Source organism: Streptomyces sp. CC224B, assembly GCF_030010595.1.
Lineage (GTDB): Bacteria > Actinomycetota > Actinomycetes > Streptomycetales > Streptomycetaceae > Streptomyces > Streptomyces longispororuber.
The window spans coordinates 1-24,682 of sequence record NZ_JASCXL010000064.1 but is presented as its reverse complement, the minus strand read 5'-3'; the positions used below and the strand labels follow the sequence as shown (position 1 = coordinate 24,682).

Sequence of the window (24,682 nt, the reverse complement as noted above, 5' to 3'; positions counted from 1 at the left end):
GTCATGTTCTTGTCCACCCCCATCAGGCAAGAGGTGACCCTTGTTCCTCCGTCGTCCGCACCCCTCGCGCTCCGCGCTCCCGCGCCCCGCGCCCCCGCGCCGCGCCCGCGTGCGCCGCGTCCCGGCCCGCCGCCTCGGCCTCCTCGCGGCGCTCGTGGGCCTGGCCGTCCCCGCCCTGGCCACCGGCGGCCCCGCCCAGGCGGCCCCCGAGCCCACGCGCCGTCCGCCCCTCGTCCAGCCCATCGACCCGCAGCGCTGGCAGAACCCCGACGACATGACGTGGGCCGACCACCGGTCCGTGCCCGGCACCGACTGGGCGAACCCGGACCTGAAGCCCACGCGGCGCACCTTCAAGGGCGCCCTGGTGCTCCTCGACTACCCCGACGAGGAGTTCACGGTCAGCAAACCGGCCGGATCCAGCCTCTTCGGCAATCCGCAGCCGAGCGCCTCCGGCATACCGCGCTCCCGACTTCCCTCGTTCTACCGGGACTTGCTCAACAAGCCGGGCAAGCTCAACCACGGCCACACCATCAACGAGTACTGGATGGAGGACTCCGGCGGCCGCATCGGCGTCGATCTCACCGCGTTCGGCGTCTACCGCATGCCGTACAAGTCCTTCCAGTACGGCATCGACAAGCAGATGAACCCGGGCGCGTGTCCCCTCCGCATGAGCTGCGACAAGGACATCCGCGCCGACGGCAAGGCCGCCTGGACCGCCGACGTGGGCAGCGGCGAGACCGCCAAGTACGACTTCGTCTTCTTCCTCACCGCCGGGCAGGACGAGTCGTCCGTGTGGCAGGAGTTCGGGCAGATGAAGTTCGCCTCGCCCCAGGCCGTGCCGCCGGCCTGGGGTCCGCCCGCGCCCATCGCCTCCGGCGGCAACTGGGCGGACACCCGATATGTGCCGTGGACGTCCTGGGCGGCGGCGGCCCGCATCTGGCCCAACGCCACGTCCGGCTCGTCGACGCAGGCCGAGAGCTCCGGGATGGGCGTGTACGCGCACGAGCTCAGCCACATCCTGGGGATCGGCGACAACTACAACAACCCGTACGACAAGCCGCTGCGCCGCGCCTACACCGGCATCTGGAGCATGCTCTCGCGCGGCTCCTTCAACGGCCCGGGCGGCCCGCACACCCGCTGGCACATCCCGGCCACCAACGGCGGCTCCATGGGCTCGCAGCACATCCTGCGCGACAAGCTCAAGCTCGGCATCGTCGACGAGAAGAACGTGCTGCGCCTGGACCGGGACGCGCTCAAGGGCTCCGGCACCGTCGTGGCCCGCGTGACGGCGCGCTCAGCGCCGCCCGGCGCGAAGGGGCTCAGCGGCGTCAACATCGCCATGGGCCGCGACCTGTCCCCCGCCTGCTCCCCGGCCCGGGACCCGCTGTGCGACGGCGGCGGCTACGAGAACTACACCGTCGAGGTCGTGGACCGCATGGGCATGGACTCCTTCACGCCCGACCACGGGGTGCTGCTCGCCAAGACGAAGAACCAGGACCGGGCGCCGTTCGCGTGGGTGGTCGACGCGCACCCCGAGGACATCGACATGGTCGACTTCAAGCGGCCCGACGGCACCCTCCAGAAGATCACCATGGGTGACTACCGGCAGCTCAGCGATGCCCTGCTGCACGCCGGAGCCGACTCCGGCAGCTCGTACGAGTACGTCGACGAGGCCAACCGGCTGCACTTCTACGTCCTCGACATCGACCGCCGCCGCGACGGGGTGCTCTCGTACACCCTCGCCGTCAAGTCCCTCGACGGCGCGGGCCCGCAGCGCCGGGGCGTCGCGCTCGACCGGGGGCACGCCAAGGGCACGGCCGAGCGCCGGGCCGTGTGCTCCTTCGACCTCACCAACACCGGGCGCGGGGCGCCGTCGGGCTCCGGGCACCCCGAGAACGTGGACCGCTACCTGCGCTCCGACGTCTACCGCCTCTCCGCCGAGGCGTCCGGGCGCGGCTGGTCCGCCTGGCTGCCCAACCGCCTCGCCACCGCCAGGGCCGGCCACTCCGCCGAGGTCGACGTCGCCGTGACCGCGCGGCGCGACGCCGACCGGCACGGCCGGGTCACGCTCACCGCGCGGTCGGAGAGCGACCCGCGCAAGTCCGCGAAGGCCGTCTGCACCCTGAAGAAGCGCGGCCACCACTAGGGTCCGCCCGCCGGGCCTCAGCGAACGCCGTGAGGCCCGGCGCACACCTGACGCACCGTCCGAAACGTCCCGCAAGACCCGTCCGCGACCACCTAGCGAGACCGTCCGCGGGCGCCTCACGAGACTGTCCGTAGGTGCCTCACGAGACTGTCCGCGGGCGCCTCACGAGGCTGTCACAGAACGGCCGAACGCACGCATTGACAGGTACACCACACGCTCCTAGCGTGCCCCACCCACAGGAAGGCTTCCTAACTGCCAGGGCCGTCGATCCCCCCTCCCCCACGCCCCACGTACCGATCGATCCCCCCCACTCCCTGGAGGACACCGTGTCATTCACCCGACGCCACCCGTCCCGTACGTCCAGCGTGCTGGTGGCCACGGCCACCGCCCTCGCGCTCGGTGCCGCCCTGCCCGCGGCCGACGCGGCTCCGGCCCCCCAGCCGGGCACCCCCGAGCCCGGCAAGGTCACCGCCCTCACGAGCGGCGCCGACGTGCCGTGGGGCCTGGCGTTCCTGCCCGACGGGTCCGGGGTCTACACCGAGCGCAACACCGCCAACGTCTACCGCCTGACCAAGTCCGGCCAGCGCACGCTCCTCGGCAGGGTCCCGCAGTCCCAGGCCACGGGCGGCGAGGGCGGCCTGATGGGCCTGGAGGTCTCGCCGACCTTCGCCACCGACCACTACCTGTACTTCCTGCACACCGCGGCCGAGGGCAACCGCATCGCCCGCATGACCCTGGAGAACAACAGGCTCAGCGGGTACACCGTGCTCCTCAGGGGCATGGCCAAGAACCGCTACCACAACGGCGGCCGGCTGCGGTTCGGCCCCGACGGCAAGCTGTACGCCGGCATGGGCGACGCGCAGAACACCGCGCTGGCGCAGGACCGCACCTCCCTCAACGGCAAGATCCTGCGCATCAACCCGGACGGCTCGATCCCCGCGGACAACCCCTTCGGCAACGCCGTGTGGTCCATCGGCCACCGCAATCCGCAGGGCCTGGACTTCGACTCGCAGGGCCGCCTGTGGCAGGCGGAGTTCGGCAACAACGTCATGGACGAGGTCAACCTCGTCCAGAAGGGCGGCAACTACGGCTGGCCGAACTGCGAGGGCACCAACGGCAGTTGCGCCGGTTACATCGCGCCGAAGAAGACCTGGCCGGTGTCCGCGGGCTCGCCCAGCGGCCTGACGGTCGTCAACGACCACGTGTTCGTGGCCACCACGCGGGGCCAGCGCCTGTACCGCATGCGCATCGACGCCGGCGCCAACCTGGTCGACGAGAGGACGTACTTCTCGGGCACGTACGGCCGCCTGCGCACCCCGGAGGTCGACCGTGACGGCGACATCTGGCTGACCACGTCCGCGGACCGGGACACCACACCGAACAACGACCGGGTCCTGCTGGTCGACGTCGTGTACTCCGGCGCCGGGGCGGGCGGCGGGCTCAGGGCCACCAGCGCGCCCCGTCCTCGATCGCGCTGACGCACTCCTGGGCGGCCGCCATGCCGCCGTGGTGACCCACGTGCGGCGCGGCGGCCCGTACCACCGCGAGCAGGCCGGGCCGGGTGAGGTCCGCGAGGAGGTCGCGTACCGGGGCGAGGCCGTTCGCGGTGCCCTTGTTGCTCCTCGTCGACGTAACCGGCCAGCGCACAAAGCGTCTCCCCGCGTCGGTGGTCGTCGCCGGAGCCCTGGGCGGGCGGCGACCGGAGCACCTCGGCGGCCAGGTCCGGCCGGTGCTGTTCCGGTACCGCGGGCAGCAGCGCGGCCAGCGCCCCGGCCCTGGCGCCGGGGTGGTGGACCGGGGAGACGGAGCGGGCCGTCGCCAGTGCCCCGTACCGCCGGGCACCGTGCCCGTCAGCGTTGCGGCGCCGGGAACGCCACCGGGCTGCGCAGGCCCGCGCGGTTCACCGCCCGGACGCCGAAGAACACGTTGTCCTTGGACAGGTCGACGGTGTGGCGGGTGGTGTCGCCGACCGGCGTGGCGTGGGTCCACTCCGGGGAGGTCGTCTCGCGCCACACCACCTCGTAGCCCGCCAGGTCCGGCTCGGTGCCCCGCTCCCACACCAGTTCGGTCTCGTTGGTCAGCGCCGTCGTCAGGATCCTCGCGCCGCGCGGGGTGCCCGGTGCCTGGGCCAGGCTCCACAGGGCGGCGGCGTTGACCCGGGCGACGCGCGCGATGAACGGGAAGTCGCAGAACTCGGGCAGGTCCCCGTACTGCTTGCCGTCGACGACGCGGACGTCCTGGTGCTGGTGGGCGTAGTCCTCTGCGGGTTCGGTGAACCGGGCCGCCGGATAGGCGCGTTCGAGGAACGGGATGTGGTCGCCGCCGCGCAGGTAGCGGTCGCGGCGGTAGATCACGCGGACCTTCATCCCGGTCGCCTCGGGGTCGGCGACGTCCCGGACGAACCGGGCGAGCTGGCGTGCGGGCGAGTCGTTCTCGCCGCCGACGGAGCGTCGGACCTCGGCTTCCTGCGGGGTCTCGGAGGTGGGGACGCCCTCGGCGAACAGCCGGATCGTGTGCGGGTCGCGGGTGCCGTCGTCGGCGGTGGAACTGCCCACGATGTCGTTGGTGAACATCCCCTGGACGTCGGCCCGCCGCTCCTTGTAGCTCTGGGCGAGGTGGGCGGCTCCGTACAGGCCCTGCTCCTCGCCCGCGACGGCGGCGAAGACCAGGGTCGCGCCGGTCCTCCGGGTGGCCATGACGCGGGCCAGTTCCATGACGACGGCGACCCCGGAGGCGTCGTCGTCGGCGCCCGGGGCGTCGCTGGTGTGGTCCATGACGTCGCTGACGCGGGAGTCGTAGTGCCCGGAGACCACGTAGAGGCGGTCGGGGGACGTCGTGCCGCGCAGGGTGGCGACGACGTTGGAGATCCGGGTCGGTGCCGGGATGCGGGGTCCGGGCTGCTGCACGTAGGACTGGAGCTCGACGGTCATCCGGCCGCCGGAGGCCCGGGCGTACTCCCGCATGCGCGCGAGGATCCAGTCGCGGGCCGCGCCGATGCCGCGCTCGGGGTCGTCCTGCGCGGAGAGGGTGTGCCGGGTGCCGAAGGCGACCAGGCGCCGCACGGTCGCCTCGATGCGGCGGTGGTCGATCTCCCGCAGCAGGGCCCGCAGTTCGCGCGAGGGCCGCTGCGGCGCGAGCCGGACCCGCTTGCCCGCCGCGGCCGCACCGGTGGACTGGACGGCGACGGCCGCGGCGGCCGTGGCCGCCGCGCCGGTGAGGAGGGTACGCCGAGGGGTGCCCGTCGGATTCACCATGCCGCCATCGTCATGCACGCAACAACCGACCCGCAAGATGCGCGCCGCCCCGGGCGCCCGGCCGGGTCCACCGGTGCCGCATGAGGGGGCGCGCCCGGGCCGGGCAGAGGGCCCGCGCCACGCCAAGGCGCCCCGGGCCGCCGGGGAACCCGCCCCCGGGCCGCGAGGGGCGCGTCAGGGCTTGCGCGCCACGCCGCCGAAGTCGTCGACCTCGGCGGGCGGCCGGGGCGCGCCGGGCGCGGGGCGCCAGCGCGGGACGGACACCACGCCGGGCTCCAGGAGCTCCAGGCCGTCGAAGAAGCGGGCGAGCTGCTCCGGGCTGCGGTTGACGCGCGGGTTGTCGCTCGCCTCGTTCCACTGCGAGATCATCTCGCGCATCCGCTCGGGGTCGAGCACCTCGGTGTCGTCGCACAGCACGAGGTAGCTGCCCGACGGCAGGGCGTCCACCAGGCGGCCGACGAGCGCGTAGACGGAGTCGTCCGTCACGTGGGCGGTGATACCGAGCAGCAGCAGGGCCACGGGCCGGGTGAAGTCCAGCGTGGCGGCGGCCTGTTCCAGGATGGCGTCGGGGTCGCGCAGGTCGGCGTCGATGTACCCGGTCGCGCCCTCGGGGGCGCTGGTGAGCAGCGCCTCGGCGTGGGAGAGCACGATCGGGTCGTGGTCGACGTAGACGATCCGTGACTCCGGGGCGAGGCGCTGGGCGACCTCGTGGGTGTTGTCCGCGGTGGGCAGCCCCGTGCCGACGTCCAGGAACTGGCGGACGCCCGCCTCGCGCACGAGGTACTCCACCGCGCGCGCGAGGAAGCCCCGCTGGGCGCGCGCGATGTCCACGATCCCCGGGTTGGCCGCGCGGATCCGGTCCCCCACCTCGCGGTCGACGGCGTAGCAGTCCTTGCCGCCCAGCCAGTAGTTCCAGATGCGGGCGGAGTGCGGCACGCTGCTGTTGACGAGTGAGGCGTCGTACGGCATGAGGGCTCCTGGGAGTCGACCGGGGAGGGTGGGTCAGGAAGGCCGGCGCGGGAACCTGCGGTCCTGGAGGGACCGCCGGAACCGGAACCGGCCCGCTCCGCGCGCGGCCAGGATACTTATCCCGGTTCCCGACCGGGGGTGTCCTTCCCCAGACCGCGGCGGATCGCGATCTCCACAGGTGCGTACGCGCCGTCGGACCGCTCCAGGTCGTAGGGCGCGGCCGGCAGCAGCGGCGGCTGGGCCAGGAAGCGCGGGCGCGTCCCGTGGTGCGGCTGCGCCGCGTGCACCAGGAACGGATGGCACAGGTAGACGTCGCCCGGGGACCCGGTGGCGAGGGCGACCGGCCGGTGGTCGGAGGCCGCCACCAGATCGGGGGCGAGGGTCAGCCCGCTCGCCCCGTCCTCCCCGTACGGCTCAAGGACCTTCGGGGCGTCCAGGTGCGAGCCGACCCGGATCCGGGTCGGGGCGTCCTCCTCGCCGACCTCGCTGAACAGGAACAGCATCAGCAGCGCCCGGCCCCGGGAGCGCAGGTTCGTGAAGGGCCAGCTCTCGCCCTCCGGCAGATAGCTGCCCTCGATGTGCCAGCCCGCGTCGTCCGGCTCCTGTGCGTGCGGGAAGCGCAGCGGGAACGTGCCCAGGGAGTAGCGCGGCTCCCAGCGTCCCGGGCCGGCGAGCAGGTCGTACGCGCGGTGCAGGGCCGGGGAGTTGGGGGCGGCGGCGAACGGCCCTTGTGCCATGCCGCCCACCCAGTGCACGGGCCGTGTCCACGTCGCGGGGTCGTCCGGGTCGCAGCCCGTCTCCCGCCACAGCAGCCGCGCGCAGTCCGCGGCCACGCGCGGCGCGACCGCGCCCTCCACCTTCACGAAGCCGTCGCGGAGGAAGCGGGATACCAAGGTCGTGTCGTCCATGCCGCCATCGTGCTCCGGCACCGTCCCCGGTCACCCGACACTTTCCGCACCGCCTTCGTCGGGTACGAGGCGCGTCCGGCGTCGCGGGTCGTGGACCGGGGAGCCGGCCCCGGCCATGGCCGGGCCGTCCCCGACCGGCTCGGGCGCACCGGCCCGCCCCCCGGGGCGGATCGCCGAGACGTGGGAGGCCAGCGACGGGGCGCGCGTGCGGGAGGGGCCGCTGAGCGGGGTCTCGCCGCGCGAGCTGACGGAGCGCGACCCGCGGGGCCTGGTGGGCCGGGGGTGGCGGGGGCCGCACTTCCCCCTGCTGACGAAGGTCATCGACGCGGCGATGCCCCTGCCCGTGCACCTGCGCCTGCACCTGCACCCCGACGACCGTGCCGCGCGCGGGCAGGGCGAGCCGAACGGCAGACCGAGGCGCGGCACGTCCTCGACGCCGGGCCCGGAGCCACCGCCCTGGTGGACCGGGGGGTCCTGTGCGCCGGCCCGTACTTCGCGCTGGAACGCTGGCGGGTGCGGAGCGGGGCCGCGCTCGACCGCGCCTTCGACACCGCCCACGTCGTGAGCAACGCGGGAGCCCCGGCCGCCCTCACCTGCGCCGGCCGGACGCTGGAGCTCGACCGCGCGCGGACCGTGCTGCTGCCGGCCGCCCTCGGCGCGGTACGCGTCCACGGCACCGCCGACGTACTCGTCGGCCACCTGCCCGACCTCGGCCACGACATCCGGGAACCCCTGGCCCGCGCCGGGTACGGGCCGTCGGCGGTGGCCACGCTGGGCGAAGGGCTCGGCTGACGCCCGGCACCCGCCGGTCCAAGATTCAGTCGCGGTTTGGACAATGTCTCGGTTTGGTCTCGGACCCGCGGAAGCTGAACGTCCCGCCGCGCCCGCTCCGTACTCACGCATCGAAAGCTCCCGACAGGTACTGGAACGAAGGAGATCGCGATGCGCGGCAAGACCCGCAAGACCACCACCCTGTTCGTCTCCCTCGCGGCGGGGGGCGCCCTGACTCTGACGGCGTGCGGCGGCGACGGCGGCGGCTCCGGCTCCGGTGACGGCAAGGCGTCCGGGGCGAAGGCGCCCGCCGCGCCCTCGGCGTCCTCGTCCGGGCAGCCGGGCGCTCAGGGCGGGTCGGACTCCATGGACCTCACCCTCCGGTCCGGCACGGCGCGGCAGCACAACGCGCCCCGCATGACGGGCGATTGGGCCAATCCACCGGGCAAGCCCGCCACGCGGTCCGTGCAGCGCTCGTGGGTGCAGCTCTCGGCGTCCAGGGCCGGGGACCTCGATCCGGTGGTCGTCAACGGGGCCGGGTTCACCCTCTACCGGTTCGACAAGGACACGGCCTCCCCGTCGAAGTCCACCTGCGCCGGCGCGTGCGCCACGACCTGGCCGCCGGTCCTCGTGAACCCGGGCGGCAAGGTCTTCGTCGACGGGGTGCGGCCGTCGGACGTCGGCGTCGTCGCGCGGGCCGACGGCACACGCCAGGTCACCATCGGCGGCTGGCCCGTCTACCGGTTCGGCAAGGACCTGAAGCCGGGCGACACCAACGGCCAGGGCGTCGGCGGCACGTGGTTCGGCGTCACCCCGAACGGGCAGAAGGCCGGGCAGCGGGGCGGCGCCGGGACCGGCGGGGAGCAGACCGACCCGGCCACCAGCGCAGTCCTCTTCGACGAGCCCGGCTTCTCCGACGACGGGCCCTCGCAGGGCGTCGCGGGGCCGGGCTGCCGGAACGTCGCCCGCCCGAAGGTGACCTCCTCCGTCTCCGCGGACGGCTCGCTGCGGCTGTGGTCCGGCCGCGACTGCACCGGCCAGTCCAAGACCATCAAGGGCGACGTGGCCGACCTGTCCAGGATCGGCTTCGACAACAAGCTCGTCTCGGTCAGGTTCGGCTGACCCACAGGCCATCCTCCGCAGGCCGGGTCCCGCCACGCCGACCCCCGTTCGGGACCCGGCCGACCGCCGCCGGGCCGCGGCCGTCCCCCGCGGCCGGCCCGGCGGCGGTGCACGCACGCGCGGACCGCGCCTGCCGATACGTGGCTCGACTACGCCCTCACGGGAGCCGGGTGGGGCGGGTGCAATGGGCTTGTCCGGGCGGAGCGCCGGTATCCGCCCCCGCAGGGAGGAGACCCACCATGACAGCGGACGTACACGGCGGCACGGCCCCGACCCCCGACGAGGTCGGGGCGATGTACGACAAGTACGGCGACATGCTGGCGATGACCCTCGGGTCCAGCGCCGTGCACATCGGCATGTACCTGCCCCACGAGGCGCACACCCGCGTGACCAGCCTGGTCGGTCTTGCCGACCTCGCGCAGGACCGGCAGACGGAGTTCCTCGTCGAGGCGCTGGACCCGGCGCCCGGCTCCCGCGTCCTCGACATCGGCTGCGGGACCGGCGCCCCGGCCCTGCGGCTCGCGGAGCGCACCGGGTGCCACGTCACCGGCATCACGGTGAGCCGGAGCCAGCTCGCCCGCTGCCAGGAGCGGCGGCAGGACCACCCCGCCGGGGAGCGGGTCGAGTTCGCGTACGGCAACGCCATGGCGCTGGAGTACCCGGACGCGTCGTTCGACGCCGCCTGGTCGATCGACTGCGTGCCCCACCTGTCCGACCGCGCCCAGGGCCTGCGGGAGGCGTGGCGTGTCCTGCGGCCGGGCGGGCGCTTCCTGTTCACCGAGTTCACGCTGCGGGGCACGCCCACCGACGAGGAGGCGAACGCGTACACCACGCTCTGGACGTGTCCGCCGATACGGCCGCTCACCACGCTGGTCGGCGAGATCGCGGAGGCGGGCTTCCAGCTCGCGCGGACGCAGGACATGACCAGCAACGCGGTGATCTGCGGCGAGCTGATGAGTGTGCTGTACCAGGACCGGCGGAACGAGATCGAGGAGCGGTACGGCAAGGAGGCCGTCGCCCACACCGACCCGCTCATGGAGCCCTACCGCTCCTTCACCCGCGACCACGTGGACTACCACCTCCTGGTCCTGCGCAAGCCCGAGGCCTGAGAGGCGCGCGGCGAGGCACGGCGGCCCGCTCCCGGAAACGGCTCCGGCCCGCCTCCGGACACGGCTCCGGCCCGCCTCCGCTCGTCGCGGGGGCGGGCCGGGGCGTGCGCGCGGTCCGGGGGCGGGGGCCGGCGGGTGGGCGGGCCCGGTGGCGGGCGGGTCAGGCGGGCTCCTCCGCCTCCACCGGCTTCGGGATCAGGAAGGACGCCGCGAACGCCGCCGCGATGAGGACGACTCCGGCGATCATGCCGGCGGAGTAGCCCGCCGCCGAGGTCTTGTCCGCCGGCGCGGCCGCGGTCTGCACCGCGTACAGGACGGCGAAGCTCAGCCCCGCGCCGAGGTTGAACGCGCCCGCGTTCAGGCCGGGCAGGAAGCCGGGGTTCTCCTTCGGCGACAGTACGATGCCGAGGCCGTTGAGGACGATGTTGGCGATGCCCGCGTACGCGACGCCGATCAGGACCGAGGAGACGAGCAGCAGCGGCCGCGAGTCGACCCGGAGCGTGAGGAGCATCAGGGCGACCGTCCCGGCGGAGCCGACGAGGCCGAAGCGCAGGACCTTGCCGTAGCCGTGGGTGGCGGCGAGGCGGCCCGCGAGGGGGCCCATGGCCAGGCCCGCGAGGGCGTACGGCGTCAGGGTCCACCAGGCGGACTCCTCGGCGGTCATGCCGAAGCCCGCGTCCGCGTTCTGCGCGAACGCCGGGATCATGCCGTTCATGACGGCGAAGACGCCGGTCATGGTGAGCACGGTGGTCAGGAGCAGGGCCCACGTGGAGCGCTGCCGCAGGTGCCGGGTGGCCACCAGCGGGTGGCGGCTGCGGTCCTCGGCGCGCCAGAACAGCGCGAAGGCGGCCGCGGCGACGACGGCGAGCCCGGCCACGAGCGGCCAGTTCGCGTCGCCGAGCTTGCCGGCCTCGTTGAGGCCGATCAGGGCCGCGCCGACGGACACGACGAGGAGGGCCACGCCGGGCCAGTCCATGCGGGTGTCACCGGCGGTGGCGGCCGTCGACTCGGGCGTGAGCGTGGCCACGAGCAGCGCGGCGAGCCCGGCGACGACGGCCATCACCCAGAACACCGACTGGAAGCCGTAGTGGTCGGCGAGGGAGCCGCCCGCGATGGAGTCGACGCCCGCGATGCCGCCGTTGACGGCGGTGATGACACCGAGGAGGGTGCCGTACCGCTTGGGCTCGTGCACCTCGTTGCGGAGCATGATCAGGCACAGCGGGACCGTCGGCCCGGACACGCCCTGGATGACGCGGCCCGCGAACAGCATCGGCACGCTCTGCGCGAGCGCGGCCACGACGCAGCCCACGGCCATCATCACCATCATCGCGGCAAGGACCCGGCGGCGGCCGACCAGGTCGCCGAGGCGGGGCAGGAACAGCGAGAACAGCGCGGCGGAGGTGAAGAACGCCGTCTGCGTCAGGCCCACCTCGGCAGCGGTGGCGTCGAGGGAGTCCTCGACGCTCTTCAGGGCGGGGCTGAGCATGCTCGCGTTGAGCTGGAAGGCGAAGCACGCCGCGAGCAGCGCGGCGACCAGCACCCAGACGCGGACGGGGCGGTGGCCCGGTGCCGCCGGGGACGCGGCGGGTTCGGTGAAGGAGGCGTTCACGCGGGCACCTCGCCGATGCGCTCCAGGGCGTCGACGACCAGGTCCCAGAAGCGGCCGTGGTCGAGGTCGACGGCGACCTGCGTACGGCAGTCGGCGGGGGCGGGGGCGCGGAAGTCGGCCACGGTCATGCCGAGCGTGAGGGTGCCGGTCAGCTCGATGTCCACGGGGGCCTTGCGCACGGTCATCACGTCGGGGTCGATGACGTACGCGACCGCGCACGGGTCGTGCACCGGCGGGTGCTCGAAGCCCTGCTCCTTGAGGTACATGGCGCCGAAGAAGTCGAGGAGCTCGCCCACGAACGCGGCGGGCCGGGTGCCGACGGCGGCGATGCGCCGGACGACCTCGGGGGTGGCGAGCGCCTGGTGGGTCAGGTCGAGGCCGACCATGGTGACGGGCCAGCGCTCGTTGAAGACGATGTGCGCGGCCTCGGGGTCGATCTTGATGTTGAACTCGGCGACGGCGCTCCAGTTGCCGGTGTGGTAGCCGCCGCCCATCAGGACGACCTCGCGGACGCGTTCGGCGATGCGCGGCTCCTTGCGCACGGCCAGGGCGATGTTGGTCAGACCGGCCGTGGGGACGATCGTGATCTCGCCGGGCTCGTGGGACATCACCGTGTCGATGATGAGGTCGACGGCGTGGCGGCCGTCGAGCTCCAGGACCGGCTCGGGCAGGACGGGGCCGTCCAGGCCGCTCTCGCCGTGGATGGTGTGGGCGACCTCGATGTCGCGCACCAGCGGGCGGGGGCAGCCCGCCGCGAAGGGCACGCCGGTGATGTCCGCGATGCGGGCCACCGACAGGGCGTTGCGGGTGACCTTCTCCAGGGTCTGGTTGCCGACGACGGTGGTGACCGCGACCAGTTCGACGTCCGGATTGCCGTGCGCCAGCAGCATGGCGATCGCGTCGTCATGCCCCGGGTCACAGTCGAGGATGATCTTTCTGGCCATTCGCGGAACCTCTTTGTTCGGCTGAGGCGTCGCTGTGCGACGACACCTCGGAAAACGTTCTCCGAAGACTTTGTGCACGGCTGCGCATTATGTCAATGATTCGGAACACACCCATCCGTTCCGATGCCCACCGCTGCGACCTGCTGATATGGGCTCCTTGCGCGCGGCGAGCACGACGGATGACCCCTCTGCCTCCCCCGGGAGGCCGGACAGCCGCTGATAACGTTCTCCGGAACGTACGAAGGGGGTGGCGCGGCCATGGGCGATGTCACGCTCCGGGACGTGGCCCGGGCCTCCGGCTGCTCGGTCGCCACCGTGTCCCGGGTGCTCGCCGGGACCCGGCCCGTGGGCGCCGAGACCGCGCACCGCGTCCGCGAGGCCGCGGCCCGGCTCGGCTACCGCCCCAACCACGCGGCCCGCGCGCTGCGCAGCCGTGCGACGGGCACCGTCGGCCTCGTCCTGCCGCAGATCACGAACCCCTTCTACCCGGGCCTCGTCCGCGAGCTGACGCACGCGCTGCACGCGGAGGGCCGCGCGGTGCTGCTCGCGGACTGCGACGACGACCCGGTGGCGGAGGCGGAGCGCGTCGACGACCTGCTGAGCCGCCGCGTCGACGCGCTCCTGGTGATCCCCGCCGACGAGCGGCGCAGCCGGGACGCGGTGGCCGCGGCGGCGCGGCGGGTGCCGCTGGTCCTGATGGACCGCCGCTGCGGGTCGGGCATCGCCGACTCCGTGGCCGTGGACAACGCCGCGGGCACGACCCTCGTCCTGGACCACCTCGCCGCCACCGGACGCCGGCGCCCGTGCTTCGTCGGCGCGCACGGCTCGGCGTCGGCGGCGGCCGAGCGGCGCGCGGCGTACGCGGCCGGGTCCGGGGCGCTCGACCCCCGGGCGCCGGAGCGGGTGGCTCTCGGCGACTTCTCCGTGGCGTGGGGGCGGGCCGCCGTCGACCAGGTGCTGCCGGCCCGCCCGGACGCGCTGGTGTGCGCCAACGACCTCATCGCGATCGGCGCGCTGCAGCGGCTGCGGGAGCTGGGCGTGGACGTGCCGGGCGAGGTCGCCGTCACCGGCTTCGACGACATCCCGATGGCGGAACTGGCCTCCCCCGGTGTCACCACGGTCCGCCAGCCCGTCGCCGAACTGGCAGCCGGGGCCACGCAGTTGCTCGCCCGCCGCCTCGACGGCGACGGCGCGGGGCCGCGGCGCACGATACGGCTGGCGCCGGAGCTGGTGGTCCGCGACTCCAGCGGGGCCCGCGACCGGGACCGGGGCTAGGGGGGCCCGCACCCGGCGGCCCGCCGCAGGGTCTTGGCGACCACGGGGGACTTCGCGTCGGCGTGGTTCCGCGGGTAGTCCCAGGTGCCTGCCGCCGCAGGCCGTCGAGCGCGATGGCGGCCTCGGTGCTGGCGGATGTCGCGGATGTCGTGTTCCGCTCAACGGAACACGAGTTGCCTGGGTTTCCGGTGTGTCGCAACGCTGTCTTCGACACATCAGAACTTGCTGTCGATCTGTGGCTGGTGCGCAGGGCTGCCTTGAGGCGAGTTCTTGCCTGCACACTCTCAAGGGGGCCTCATGGAACCGTTGTTCCGTATGTCGCTGGTCCGTCCCGCGGTGAGCCAGGACGGTGACCGCCCGAGCATCGACCTCTCTCAACAGTCCGCGTTCCAGAACGCGTTGGCCTCCGCGGCCACCTCCGAAAAACCGCGTGTCGAGGCACGCAAGGCCGCGACGCAGTTCGTGGCGTCGGCCGGGTTCGTCGGCGATCCGTCGCGCACTCCCCTGGCCGCGCAGACAACCGCCTTCACGGCCGCGCTCGGTCGGCTGCTGGGGGCTCCGCCCGGCCAGCCCGGGGCGTTGCGTACGGCGGCCGTGAAGGCCGTACGCGACGCCTACGGCTCCGAGCCGTCCGCCCTCGTCGCGTCCCAGCCCTACCTGGATGCCGTCGCCAAGCTCCGGGACAGCCTGCTGGCCATCAAGTACCTGCCGGGGGAACACGGCCGGCCGCTGGCCGCCCTCACCGAGCAGCTGCGCCACCTGGACCTGATCGCCCGGCTGGCGACCGACACGGCCTTCCCCGCGAAGGCGGACGACGCCCAGCGCACCCTGCGGCGCCCCCTGCGGTTGCCGCGACCCACCGGGCTCGAACCCGAGCTGTCCACCAAGGCGGCGGAGCAGCGGCAGCGGGAGCGGGAGGCCCAGGCCGCCGCGGCCCGCCGCGAGCGCGCCGCCACCCTGCTGACCGCACACCGACGGCTGCGGGAGGCGGTGGGCGAGCTGACCGGACTCGGCGGCGAGCACCTGCTGTCCACCCGGCAGACCGCGGGCGCGGGCACCGTCCCCCCGGAGGAGTTCCAGCCGCCGGCGGCGCTGACCCGGCAGGTGCACTTCCACAACAAGCTCGGCGAGGCCAATCTGCGGGCGCTCGGCGAGCCCGTGCCACCGGTGGCAACAGCCGGTGCTTCCGGGAGCGGGGCGCGTCCGGCCGACGGCCCGGACCCGGCGGGCACCGGCGCAGAGCCCCGTACGGACGGCGACACGGGGCCGACTGCGGTGTCCGGCGCCGCGCCGGACGCCGCCACGGCCGGTGAGGGGGATCCTCCGGCCCCGCCCCCTCCGCCCGTGGAGGGAGCGGCCCACCTCGCAGGACAGCTCTTCGGCGCCCGCCCCGACCTGCTCTCCGGAACCCCGCCCTTCACGCCGTCCGCCCTGTCCGACCTCGGTTTCCGGCTGCACCAGGCGGCGGCCGACAAGCTCAGTCCCGGCACCAGGACCGTGCTGGCCGAACGGGGCATCAGCCCGGTGGGTCAGCCGCTGGACCGCATCGTGGACACGCTCAGGGACGAACAGGACGTGATCGGCGGCGAACTGGAGACCCTGGTGGGCCGGCCCACCCGGCGCAGTGTCAAACGCGTGGGCGACACCCTCGTCACCGTCTCCACCCCCTTGCCCTCCCCGTGGACGGCCCTGGTCGTCGGTACGACACCACCGCCGGAGCGGATCCCGCTGGAGGACGACCGCGTTCCGCGCAGCCGCGGCACGGTGGCCCCCTCCGGGGTCGCCGACCTGATCCTGGTCCGCCAGCAGCTGGTCGGGTACGAGGGCGCGGACATCGCGCACATCGAGAACGTGCTGCGGGGCGAGAGCAAGCAGCGGGAGCACACCCGCCGCCAGGAGACCGAGCAGATCACCGTCAGCGAGTCGGAGGTCACCACCACCGAGGAGCGGGAGCTGGAGTCCACCGACCGCTATGAGATGACGCGCGAGGCCAGCACGGTCATCAAGGAGGACACGCAGCTCAAGGCGGGTCTGACGGTCTCGGGCAAGTACGGTCCCACGGTCGAGTTCACCGCCTCCGCCGAGGGGTCGCAGTCCCGGAACAAGGAGGAGGCCACCAAGTCGGCCGCGGTGTTCGCACAGGACGTGACGCAGCGCAGCGCCAGCCGGATCTCCGAGCGGGTCCTGGAGCGCACCTCGCTGCGCGTCACCACCGAGGTGACGGAGAAGAACAGCCATGGCCTGGACAACCGGAACGGTCTGAACAACATCGCCGGGGTGTACCAGTGGGTCAACAAGGTCTACGAGGCCCAGATGTACAACTACGGCCTGCGCACCATGTTCGACTTCATGATCCCCGAGCCGGCCGCGTACTTCGTGGAGACGCTGCAATCGGCGCACGCCAGCGCCGTGGATCTGGACAAGCCCCAGCAGTTCACCCTGCGCCCCGACGAGATCACCGAGCTGAACTACGCCCAGTGGGTGCGGCTCTACGACGCGACGGACGTCTCCCCGCCGCCGGAGCCGTACCGGACGAAGTCCTTCGACTACAAGGCGGGCGGCGGCGACAGCAAGACCGACTACACCCACTCCGGCCAGGTGGCCATCGACGACGGCTACATGGCCGTACAGGTCTCCTGCGGGGCGCTGTTCAACCTGTGGGAGCAGGGCTGCTCCGTCGACGTGCTGGTGGGCAACCGCACCCACCGGTTCAGCAATGACGGCCACTGGCTGTGGACCACCTCGCTGGCCGAGGAGCGGGACTCCGTGCCGGTCGCCATCCAGACCTGGCGGCTCGCCCACGTCGCCGTCGGCATCGAGGTGAAGTGCCGGCGCACCGAGCGGGCCATGCGCAAGTGGGCGCTGGACACCCACGCCAAACTCACCACCGCCTACCGGGCCCGCCTCGCGGAGTACGAGGAGAAGCTCGCCGCCCTCCAGCTCCAGGCCGGGGTGCCGATCCACGGCCGCAACCCCCGGGCCAACCAACTCCTCATCGCCGACGAACTGCGCAAGAACTGTGTCAGCATCCTCACCGACCAGCACTTCGACCTCTTCGGCGCGATCGAGGTGAAGCATGGTCCTGACGGCTCCCCCATCCCGCAGATCGACGTCCAGGAGGCCGCCGCCGAGGGCGCGTACGTTCGCTTCTTCGAGCAGGCCATCGAATGGGAGCACCTGACCTGGGTGGCGTACCCGTACTTCTGGGGCCGCAAGGGACAGTGGGACGAGCGCTTGAGCTACGACGACCCGGACCCGCAGTTCAACCAGTTCCTCAAGGCCGGATACTGCCGGGTGACCGTGCCGGTGCGCCCCGGCTTCGAGGGGGCCGTCGACCACTACATGAACTTCGGCGAACTGTGGAACGGCGGCCCGCTTCCCCCCATCACCAGCCCGCTCTACCTGCCCATCGCCGAGGAGATCGCCGAGCGCCTCGACCGGCCGGGAGCCGAGGTGCCCCAAGGCGACCCGTGGCGGGTCCGCATCCCGACCACCCTGGTCAAGCTGCGTCCGGACGACAAACTCCCGACCTGGCACAAGGACGGCTCGGGAGAGTGGGTCGAGGACTGACGGCCGCACCGGGGCCAAGGATCACCACCGGCGCCGTGGCAGCGGCACACCAGCGGCGGGCGAGGCGCGGAACACGACACCAGGACAGCAGGGGAGACCGTCGATGCCGGTGAACGCGAGGCCGTTCCTGGAGCAACTGGCCGCCGCGGAGCTGCGGCTGTTCCAGCACCTGCTGCGCCCGCGCACGCCCGCCGACGAGGTCGCCGTCGCGCGCCGCACGGTGGACATCATGCGCGAGGACGTGGCCACGGGCCCCGCCCTGGCACAGGCGTACGCGGGCGGCGGGCGGGGCCGTACCACCGGCCTCAGCGGCCCGGAGCGCTGGTACGCCGCCGTGCAGGAGCGAGCCGGCCGCGAGGTGAACCGGCCGGTCGACGCCGCCCTGCTGGCGCGCAAGCACCTGGAGTACCTCGCCTTCGCGGGCCGGCTGCGCACCCAGGTGGCAGTGCAGCAGTCCTACACCAAGGACCCGCGCAACGGCGTCGACTACCTGATCACGCCCAACGAGAAGACCTCGAAGCTGTACATGACCGCCGTCGCCGACGAGTTGATGGCCTGGTTCCGCGCCCAGCCGTACGACACGGCCTTCCTTCGGCTGTCGGCGGAAGCCGGCTACCACACGGTCTTCCTGCCCCAGCGCCCGGACGTGGTGGCCCTGTTGCGGGCCGCCCAGCGGCTGCTGCCGGACGTCGAGCGCGGTGAGATCCCCGTCGAACCGCCGCTGGAGGCCGAACTGTTCGAGACCGCCGTCGGCTCCCTGCCCCTGATCGGCAGCATGCTCGCGGCGTACGAGGCGTACGAGGGCCGCGACCTCTTCGGCTACCGGCTCGGCGACATCGAGCGCGCGGTCCTGCTCGCCACCCTCCTGCTGCCGTTCGCGGGCCGGATGGTCAAGGCGGGCCGCCTGATGTACACCGAATCCCGGCTCGCCCGCCTGTACGGCCACGACGGCGCCGCCTGGCGGCGCCTGGTCCTCACGGCCGACCGTATGGCCGTCAACGGCCCGGCCGTCCAGTCGGTGCGGCAGGCCGAGGAAGCCCTGCGCGTCGAGGGCCGCATCACGGGGAAGCTCGGCAAGGAGGCGGCCGAGGGACTGCCCAAACTCCTCCGTGGTGGACGCGGTGCCTCCGGCGGTGGCGTGGGCCGGGTGGCCGGGGACCTCGATGACGAGATCGAGGCGCTGCTGCGCCGGATGACCGGCCGGCACCCCGTGCTCGAGGACCTCGACGTCCCCGCGGTGCGCCGGGTCCTCTCCAAGGGGCCGTACATCAACAACCTGAAGGGCCAGTTGCTGGAGGAACTGGTCGAGAACCGCATCGTCCCGTGGCTGCGGCTGCGCACCGGCCCCCAGGCGCTGGGCATCAGGGCCTACCGCGAGAAGCTGGAGTTCATCCCCGGCCACCTCATCGCCGACCGGAGCGGCAGCGCGGTCACCGACGGCATCCTCGCGATCCGCCGGAACGGCGTCCTGCACATCGAGGCGATCTTCGAGGCCAAGGCCGGCTTCGGCCAGACCGCCCGCGGCCTGAGCAGGGGGCGCGGCGGTCTGTCGTCCCTCAGGAGCGCCGAGGACCGGGCCACGTTCCTGAGCCTCGTCAAGAACAGGTTCCGCAGCGAGCGCGAGATCGCCCGCGTCACCGGAAAGCCCTACCACAAGACCTTCTTCGACCTGCAACAGGAGTACCAACTCGCCGAGGCGGGCGGGCAGTTCCGCAAGGACGTGGAGCGGCTTTCGCCCAGCGACATAGGAAAGCTGGAGCAGATCTACATCGGTGAGGAACTCGTCGAGGTCCGGATCTCGGCGACCAAGGTGAAGCTCTTCGCGGTCGTCCCCGGCGACCTCCCCGTGGCCCAGGCCCAACTCATCCACGACGAGTTGAAGGCGGACCACTTCCAGTACGTCGAGATCATCGGCGCGGACACCACCCGCGCGGAGCTGAACCAGATGGCCGGGCAACTGAAGGGCCTGGCCCAGCGCCTGGCGGAGGAGGAGGCGCCCTGAGGGCACCTCCAGGATCCCCGGCGGAGTCGAGAGCGGCACGTACGCCCACGGCGTCAGTCGTGCAGGACCACCAGGACGAACGCCGCCGAGAGCGTGCCCAGGGCCACCGCCGCGAGGCCGCGCGCGTAGCGGTGGTCGCGCAGGCCCGGCAGCAGGTGGTCGGCGGCGACGCGGCCGGGGCCGGTGAGGGCCAGGCAGACGGCGGCGGCGAGGAGCACCAGGTCGTACTCGACGCCCTCGGGGGAGAAGAAGCCGCCGTCCCACTTCACGGCGGTGGCGTTGAGCATGATGCCGATGATGCCCGCGCCCGCGAGCGGGGTGAGCAGGCCCAGGGCGAGGCCGAGGCCGCAGAACGTCTCGGTGAGTGCGGCGACCCAGGCCATCGCCCTGGCGGCCTTGTAGCCGTCCGCGGCGAAGAAGGCCGTGGTGCCGTCGAGGCCGCTCCCGTCGAACCAGCCGAAGAGCTTCTGCGTGCCGTGCGTGGCCATCGTCAGGCCCACCGCGAGCCGCAGGGCCAGGAGGCCGAGGTCAAGGCCGGGCTGGAGCGCGGGAGTCGGGGTGGCGGGGGCGGTGGGGTCCGCCCGGTGCGACGCGGGGTCGGTGGACGCGGCCGGCTGCCCGGCGGGGCTCGAAGGGCGGTTGGGGGACGACATGCTGGTGGATCCCTCCTCGATGTGGGGGACGGAGGACCGCACGGCGAGCGGGCACGCGTACGCACCCGCCCGTCCCCTCGGATGATAGGTCCGGACCAAGCCCCGTCACAGGGGGCAACCAGCCTCATCCGCCCCGGCACCACGGCTTCACACAGGACGCCGCATGCACACCCGGGGCCACCGGTCGAGGCCGTGGGCGGCCTCCCCCGCCCGCACCGCCCTCAACTCGGGCCCGGCCGCCGCCTCGTCGAGGATCGCGAAGCCGCAGCGGGCGTAGTACGGCGCGTTCCAGGGAACCTCGGCGAAGGTGGTGAGGGTGAGGGCCGGGAGCCCGCGTGTGCGCGCGACGCCGGCCGCGTGCTCGATGAGCGCGCGGCCGACGCCGCGGCGCGCGTGGTCGGGGTGCACGGAGACCTGCTCGACGTGCAGGTTCCCGTCGACGGGGTCGGCGAGGAGGTATGCCACGGGCCGGTCGGGGTCGTCGTCGGCAGTGGCGACCCACGCGCGGCCGGCCTGCTGGTAGCGCGCGAGGTGGTCCAAGGCGGGCGGCTCGTCGTCGGCTATCTCCGGCATGCCGATGTCGCGGAAGCAGCGGCCCGCGGCCCTTTCGACGTCCTGGAGTACGGGCAGGTCGGCGGGGCGGGCCTCTCGGATGTGCATGATCCGATTGTTCCGGCCCCGGCCGACGCGCGCCCGTCCTTTTCGGCGCGGGCACGCCCTGAGCGCCCCCGTGCGCGGGCGGGGCCCCGGCCTGGCGCCCCACCCGCGCCCGTCACTCGTCGGCGACGGTGATGGCCTGGACGGGACAGGCGCGCGCCGCCTCCCGCACCATCGGGTCGCCCGCGCCGCCCTGTCCGCCGGGCAGGACCTCACTGAAGCCGTCGTCGTCCTGGGTGAAGACGCCGGGGGCGGTGAGGACGCACTGGCCCGCTCCGATGCAGCGGTCCGTGTCGATGGCGATGCGCATCAGGCGCGCCCCCAGGTGACGGGCAGCTCGACGAGTCCCTGGATGGTGTCGCCGGGCTTGATCGGGATCTGGTCCGGCGGGACGGCGAGCCGGAGGTCGGGGACGCGGTCGAAGAGGGACGCGAAGGCGATCTCCAGCTCCAGGCGGGCGAGGTTCTGCCCCAGGCACTGGTGGATGCCGAAGCCGAACGCGAGGTGGTGCCGCGCGTCCCTGCGGATGTCCAGCTCGTCCGGGTCCGGGTAGACGGCGGTGTCGCGGTTGACGGCCGCCGCCGAGAGGAACACGCCCTCGTCGGCGCGGATGGTCTGCCCGGCCACCTCGATGTCGGCGGTGGCGACCCGCTGGAGGCCGTCGGCGATGGACAAAAAGCGCAGCAGCTCCTCCACGGCGTCCGGGACGATCCGGGGCTCGGCGCGCAGGGCGGCGAGCTGGTCGGGGTGTTCGAGCAGGGTGAAGGTGCCCAGCGAGATCATGTTGGCGGTCGTCTCGTGGCCGGCGACGAGCAGCACCAGCGCGATCCGCGCCAGTTCGTCCCGGTCCAGCTCGCCCGTGCGCAGCCGTTCCCGCACGAGGTCGTCGAGCATGCCCCCGCCGCCCGTGCTCCGCTCGGCGACGCCAGCGGCACCGGCAGCGCCCGGGGTGGTCTCCCCGTCGGCGGCTTCGGCACCACGGGCGGCTGCGCCCGGGACGGTCTCACCGCCGTCGGCGGCGGCCTCGCTCTTGCGGTCGACCAGGGCACCGAGGTAGCGCATCAGCGCCTGCCGCGCCTCCTCGGCCTCGTCGGCGGTCTTGCCGCGCAGCAGGCGGCGCGAGGCGTCCTCGAAGAACTCGTGGTCGGCGTACGGCACTCCGAGCAGTTCGCAGATCACCATGGACGGCACCGGCAGCGCGAACGCGGCCACCAGGTCGACCGGCGGCCCCTGTTCGAGCATGGTGTCGAGGAGCTGGTCGACGATGTGCTGGATGCGGGGCCGCATCGCCGCCACCTGCTTCACGCCGAACGGCGGGATCAGCATGCGGCGCTGCCTGTTGTGCTCGGGGTCGTCCACGCCGAGGAGCGCGGTCCGCACCCGGCGGGCGATCTCGAACCGGGGCGCGAGCACGGGGAAGGCCGGATTCCGCTGGTCGGTGGAGAGCCGGGGATCCCTGAGCAGCGCCTTGGCCTCGGCGTGCCCGGTGACGAGCCACGCCTCGGTGCCGTCGTACAGGGTGATGCGGCTGAGCGGGCCCTGCTCGCTCAACGGGCGGTAACCGGCGGGCGGGTGGTAGGGACAGGTACGGTCCTGAGGGAAGGGAGCGGCTTGTGACATGCGGGTCTCCGGTTCTCCGGCGGGCGTACGGATCTGCCAGTCCCCCGAGGCGGTCCGTCCCTCCACTTCATGCCCTATGCAGCTATCCGGACCACGCACGCTTCGGCCAATGTCGCCTCGCATGTCCCCGGAGGGCGGATCGAGGCCGAAAACGACACCGCGGGAACGCGCCAGACCGCGCAAGCCGCAGGCATATCCGCTCCGCTCCCCCGCGTACACGTGCCACGTCCACGGCACGAATTGGCCGGTTCCCGGCGGCGGCGCCCCTCGCCGGACGAACGCGCGAGCGGGCACGACGAGCACACCGCGCTCGTCGTACCCGCTGATCGTCGCGCCCGGGAGTCACCGCCCGGCCCCCGCCGCCGGGGCCCCGGCTGTTCAGTACGAGGTCACTGCCCGGCCTTCCGGGGCAGGCCGATGTACTCCCCCATCGCCGCGGCGCCGTAGGAGAACACCGCCGTGGGGTCGGGGGCGATGTCCATGATGTGGCTGTTGACCTCGAAGCCCACCATGCCGTGGAGCTGGGTCCACACCACGAACATGCGGGCCATCACGCTCCTCGGCAGCCCTTCGAGGAGTCCGGCAGCGAGGGCGTCGACGTTCTGGCGCATCCCGTCGCTGAGGGGCTCCTCGCCGGGCCGGTCCCCGGTGAGCAGGCCCGCCTCGTGGGCGTCGCGCAGGACGGCCACCATCGAAAGCACGATCCGGGCGACCGCCTCCAGGGTCTCCGGCGGTGCCGTGTAGCCGGGCACCGGACGGCCCCAGAGCAGGACGTACTCCTCGGGGTGGGCCATGGCCCACTCACGGATGCCGAGCCAGATGGCGACCCAGCGGCGCAGCGGGTCCGCGCCCTCCGCGAGGGCGGCCGCGGCGGCGGCCTCCGTGCTGTCCGCGAGGGAGGTGTAGGCGCCCAGGACCATGGCGGACAGCAGCGCGTCCCCGTCGGGGTAGTGCCGCCGCGCCTCCTGCGGGTCGACACCGGCGTCCCGGGCGACCGCGCCGGGGTCCAGGTGCACCTTGTGCCGTTCCGTGAGGCGCCGTAACGCCTCCTCCTTCAGCCGCTCGACCACGGCGTCCCCCTCGTGCTGTGCCTCGGTGGAAGTCATGATCCGAACCCTCGCAGATACCGGAGGTGCTGTCGACGTCCTCCGCGGCGGGTCGGGGGCGCGACCGCGGCACCACACCGGGCGTCAACCGCCCCCTTGCGCACGCCAGTTGGGGGTGTCGCGCCGGATCGTCGCGGGCGGGCGCGCCACCTCCCGTCCCGCGGGCTCCACCACGGCTCCACCGCCGCTCGAGTCGGGCTCCGGCAGCCGGCGGCTCCCGGCCCGACGGCGCGGCGGGCGCCTCAGTGCGGCGCGGGCGGGGCGGCGGCGTACGGCGGTGCCGCGAGGCCCTTGAGGTCGCGGACGTACCAGTTGAGGCACGTGCCGTCGGCGTCCCGCACCTGCTTCATGTACGTGAAGCCCGCCCGCAGCGCCACCGCCTCCGACGCGGTGTTGCCGGGGTCCACGCGGATCACGCCGACGCGCGCGCCCGCGGTCGCCGTGTAGCGGCAGACCAGGTCGACCGCGCGGGTCGCGAGGCCCCTCCCCCGCCACGCCGGGTAGAGGCCGTAGGCGATGTTGGCCGCGCCGGGAGCCGGGCCGGACCTGGCGAGCCGGACGTCGATGGTGCCCGCCAGCGTCGGGCCGTCCCCGGCGCGCACGCCGAAGGCGCGCAGGGAGCCGCCGGTGGCCCACTGGTCCGCGCAGTGGCGTACGTACTCCTCCGTGCTCGCGCGGGTGCTGGGCTCGCCGTTGAGCCAGCGCACCAGGAGGTCGTCCTCGCCCGCCAGGTGCGCGTCGACGTCATCCAGGGTGAGGGGGGTCAGGGTGACCACGCCGTCCGACAGCTCGATGTTTCGCACGGGGCGACTGTTTCCCCTCCCCGGTGGGCGGGCAACCGAATATCGGTTCGCCGGACAGCGGAGCGGGGGGGGGGGGGGGGGGGGGGGGGGGGGGGGGGGGGGGGGGGGGGGGGGGGGGGGGGGGGGGGGGGGGGGGGGGGGGGGGGGGGGAGCCGCGCTGGGGG

The 24,682-nt window shown here is 73.5% G+C and carries 20 protein-coding genes; 8 read left to right on the top strand and 12 right to left on the bottom strand.

Going from position 1 to position 24,682, the window contains the following annotated elements:
- Nucleotides 1-40 precede the first annotated feature (40 nt).
- Together QK440_RS24680 and QK440_RS24675 are read left to right on the top strand one after the other, a co-directional pair.
- Nucleotides 41-2,146, top strand: a complete 2,106-nt coding sequence (locus QK440_RS24680) for a M6 family metalloprotease domain-containing protein (RefSeq protein WP_282795386.1) — start codon at nt 41-43, stop codon at nt 2,144-2,146.
- 326 nt (nt 2,147-2,472) lie between these two features.
- Entirely contained in the window at nt 2,473-3,624 is a 1,152-nt protein-coding gene (locus QK440_RS24675; RefSeq protein ID WP_282795385.1) for a PQQ-dependent sugar dehydrogenase, read from the top strand.
- On the opposite strand, the gene QK440_RS24670 is transcribed toward QK440_RS24675, so the two are convergent.
- The 4 genes from QK440_RS24670 to QK440_RS24655 form a co-directional block, all read right to left on the bottom strand.
- Nucleotides 3,587-3,793, bottom strand: a complete 207-nt coding sequence (locus QK440_RS24670; protein WP_282795384.1) for a hypothetical protein — start codon at nt 3,791-3,793, stop codon at nt 3,587-3,589. The genes QK440_RS24675 and QK440_RS24670 overlap by 38 nt on opposite strands.
- 203 nt (nt 3,794-3,996) lie before the next feature.
- Complete coding sequence (locus tag QK440_RS24665; protein WP_282795383.1) at nt 3,997-5,400, bottom strand: M20/M25/M40 family metallo-hydrolase; 1,404 nt, start codon at nt 5,398-5,400, stop codon at nt 3,997-3,999.
- Nucleotides 5,401-5,574: 174 nt separating this feature from the next.
- The gene (locus QK440_RS24660; RefSeq protein WP_282795382.1) at nt 5,575-6,369 is read right to left on the bottom strand and encodes an SAM-dependent methyltransferase; all 795 of its coding nucleotides are present in this window, start codon (nt 6,367-6,369) and stop codon (nt 5,575-5,577) included.
- A 116-nt stretch (nt 6,370-6,485) separates the two neighbouring features.
- Nucleotides 6,486-7,277 carry a phytanoyl-CoA dioxygenase family protein gene (locus tag QK440_RS24655; protein WP_282795381.1) on the bottom strand — a complete coding sequence of 264 codons (792 nt, stop codon included), beginning with the start codon at nt 7,275-7,277 and terminating at the stop codon, nt 6,486-6,488.
- Between the two features lie 459 nt (nt 7,278-7,736).
- Between QK440_RS24655 and QK440_RS24650 the strand changes: the two genes are divergently transcribed.
- The 3 genes from QK440_RS24650 to QK440_RS24640 all read left to right on the top strand — a co-directional run bounded on the left by QK440_RS24650 (nt 7,737) and on the right by QK440_RS24640 (nt 10,279).
- Nucleotides 7,737-8,069: a hypothetical protein gene (locus QK440_RS24650; RefSeq protein WP_282795380.1), complete on the top strand. Its 333-nt coding sequence runs from the start codon at nt 7,737-7,739 to the stop codon at nt 8,067-8,069.
- Between the two features lie 150 nt (nt 8,070-8,219).
- The gene (locus QK440_RS24645) at nt 8,220-9,170 is read left to right on the top strand and encodes a hypothetical protein (protein WP_282795379.1); all 951 of its coding nucleotides are present in this window, start codon (nt 8,220-8,222) and stop codon (nt 9,168-9,170) included.
- A gap of 239 nt (nt 9,171-9,409) precedes the next feature.
- Nucleotides 9,410-10,279: a class I SAM-dependent methyltransferase gene (locus QK440_RS24640; protein ID WP_282795378.1), complete on the top strand. Its 870-nt coding sequence runs from the start codon at nt 9,410-9,412 to the stop codon at nt 10,277-10,279.
- A gap of 160 nt (nt 10,280-10,439) precedes the next feature.
- On the opposite strand, the gene QK440_RS24635 is transcribed toward QK440_RS24640, so the two are convergent.
- Complete coding sequence (locus tag QK440_RS24635) at nt 10,440-11,888, bottom strand: MFS transporter (RefSeq protein WP_282795377.1); 1,449 nt, start codon at nt 11,886-11,888, stop codon at nt 10,440-10,442.
- Entirely contained in the window at nt 11,885-12,832 is a 948-nt protein-coding gene (locus tag QK440_RS24630; protein WP_282795376.1) for a nucleoside hydrolase, read from the bottom strand. Before QK440_RS24630 ends, QK440_RS24635 begins: the two co-directional genes overlap by 4 nt.
- A gap of 258 nt (nt 12,833-13,090) precedes the next feature.
- On the opposite strand from QK440_RS24630, the gene QK440_RS24625 reads away from it, so the two are divergent.
- The 3 genes from QK440_RS24625 to QK440_RS24615 all read left to right on the top strand — a co-directional run bounded on the left by QK440_RS24625 (nt 13,091) and on the right by QK440_RS24615 (nt 19,679).
- A complete protein-coding gene (locus QK440_RS24625) occupies nt 13,091-14,107 on the top strand; it encodes a LacI family DNA-binding transcriptional regulator (RefSeq protein ID WP_282795375.1) in 1,017 nt (338 codons plus the stop codon).
- Between the two features lie 297 nt (nt 14,108-14,404).
- The gene (locus QK440_RS24620) at nt 14,405-17,677 is read left to right on the top strand and encodes a hypothetical protein (RefSeq protein ID WP_282795374.1); all 3,273 of its coding nucleotides are present in this window, start codon (nt 14,405-14,407) and stop codon (nt 17,675-17,677) included.
- A 103-nt stretch (nt 17,678-17,780) separates the two neighbouring features.
- The gene (locus QK440_RS24615; protein ID WP_282795373.1) at nt 17,781-19,679 is read left to right on the top strand and encodes a hypothetical protein; all 1,899 of its coding nucleotides are present in this window, start codon (nt 17,781-17,783) and stop codon (nt 19,677-19,679) included.
- 53 nt (nt 19,680-19,732) lie between these two features.
- Here QK440_RS24615 and QK440_RS24610 read toward each other — a convergent pair whose 3' ends face one another.
- The 6 genes from QK440_RS24610 to QK440_RS24585 all read right to left on the bottom strand — a co-directional run bounded on the left by QK440_RS24610 (nt 19,733) and on the right by QK440_RS24585 (nt 24,518).
- Complete coding sequence (locus QK440_RS24610; RefSeq protein ID WP_282795372.1) at nt 19,733-20,332, bottom strand: DoxX family protein; 600 nt, start codon at nt 20,330-20,332, stop codon at nt 19,733-19,735.
- A 147-nt stretch (nt 20,333-20,479) separates the two neighbouring features.
- Entirely contained in the window at nt 20,480-20,992 is a 513-nt protein-coding gene (locus QK440_RS24605; RefSeq protein ID WP_282795371.1) for a GNAT family N-acetyltransferase, read from the bottom strand.
- A gap of 112 nt (nt 20,993-21,104) precedes the next feature.
- Nucleotides 21,105-21,299: a ferredoxin gene (locus QK440_RS24600; protein WP_282795370.1), complete on the bottom strand. Its 195-nt coding sequence runs from the start codon at nt 21,297-21,299 to the stop codon at nt 21,105-21,107.
- A complete protein-coding gene (locus QK440_RS24595) occupies nt 21,299-22,609 on the bottom strand; it encodes a cytochrome P450 (RefSeq protein WP_282795369.1) in 1,311 nt (436 codons plus the stop codon). Before QK440_RS24595 ends, QK440_RS24600 begins: the two co-directional genes overlap by 1 nt.
- Before the next feature lie 389 nt (nt 22,610-22,998).
- Nucleotides 22,999-23,715, bottom strand: a complete 717-nt coding sequence (locus tag QK440_RS24590) for a TetR-like C-terminal domain-containing protein (protein WP_282795368.1) — start codon at nt 23,713-23,715, stop codon at nt 22,999-23,001.
- Nucleotides 23,716-23,957: 242 nt separating this feature from the next.
- Nucleotides 23,958-24,518, bottom strand: a complete 561-nt coding sequence (locus QK440_RS24585) for a GNAT family protein (protein ID WP_282795367.1) — start codon at nt 24,516-24,518, stop codon at nt 23,958-23,960.
- Nucleotides 24,519-24,682: the final 164 nt, after the last annotated feature.

Coding starts and splice junctions, on each gene's coding strand:
- QK440_RS24665 (WP_282795383.1), bottom strand. CDS start 5,400: ATGGTGAATCCGACGGGCACCCCTCGGCGTACCCTCCTCACCGGCGCG.
- QK440_RS24660 (WP_282795382.1), bottom strand. CDS start 6,369: ATGCCGTACGACGCCTCACTCGTCAACAGCAGCGTGCCGCACTCCGCC.
- QK440_RS24655 (WP_282795381.1), bottom strand. CDS start 7,277: ATGGACGACACGACCTTGGTATCCCGCTTCCTCCGCGACGGCTTCGTG.
- QK440_RS24645 (WP_282795379.1), top strand. CDS start 8,220: ATGCGCGGCAAGACCCGCAAGACCACCACCCTGTTCGTCTCCCTCGCG.
- QK440_RS24640 (WP_282795378.1), top strand. CDS start 9,410: ATGACAGCGGACGTACACGGCGGCACGGCCCCGACCCCCGACGAGGTC.
- QK440_RS24630 (WP_282795376.1), bottom strand. CDS start 12,832: ATGGCCAGAAAGATCATCCTCGACTGTGACCCGGGGCATGACGACGCG.
- QK440_RS24625 (WP_282795375.1), top strand. CDS start 13,091: ATGGGCGATGTCACGCTCCGGGACGTGGCCCGGGCCTCCGGCTGCTCG.
- QK440_RS24620 (WP_282795374.1), top strand. CDS start 14,405: ATGGAACCGTTGTTCCGTATGTCGCTGGTCCGTCCCGCGGTGAGCCAG.
- QK440_RS24615 (WP_282795373.1), top strand. CDS start 17,781: ATGCCGGTGAACGCGAGGCCGTTCCTGGAGCAACTGGCCGCCGCGGAG.
- QK440_RS24610 (WP_282795372.1), bottom strand. CDS start 20,332: ATGTCGTCCCCCAACCGCCCTTCGAGCCCCGCCGGGCAGCCGGCCGCG.
- QK440_RS24605 (WP_282795371.1), bottom strand. CDS start 20,992: ATGCACATCCGAGAGGCCCGCCCCGCCGACCTGCCCGTACTCCAGGAC.
- QK440_RS24600 (WP_282795370.1), bottom strand. CDS start 21,299: ATGCGCATCGCCATCGACACGGACCGCTGCATCGGAGCGGGCCAGTGC.
- QK440_RS24595 (WP_282795369.1), bottom strand. CDS start 22,609: ATGTCACAAGCCGCTCCCTTCCCTCAGGACCGTACCTGTCCCTACCAC.
- QK440_RS24590 (WP_282795368.1), bottom strand. CDS start 23,715: ATGACTTCCACCGAGGCACAGCACGAGGGGGACGCCGTGGTCGAGCGG.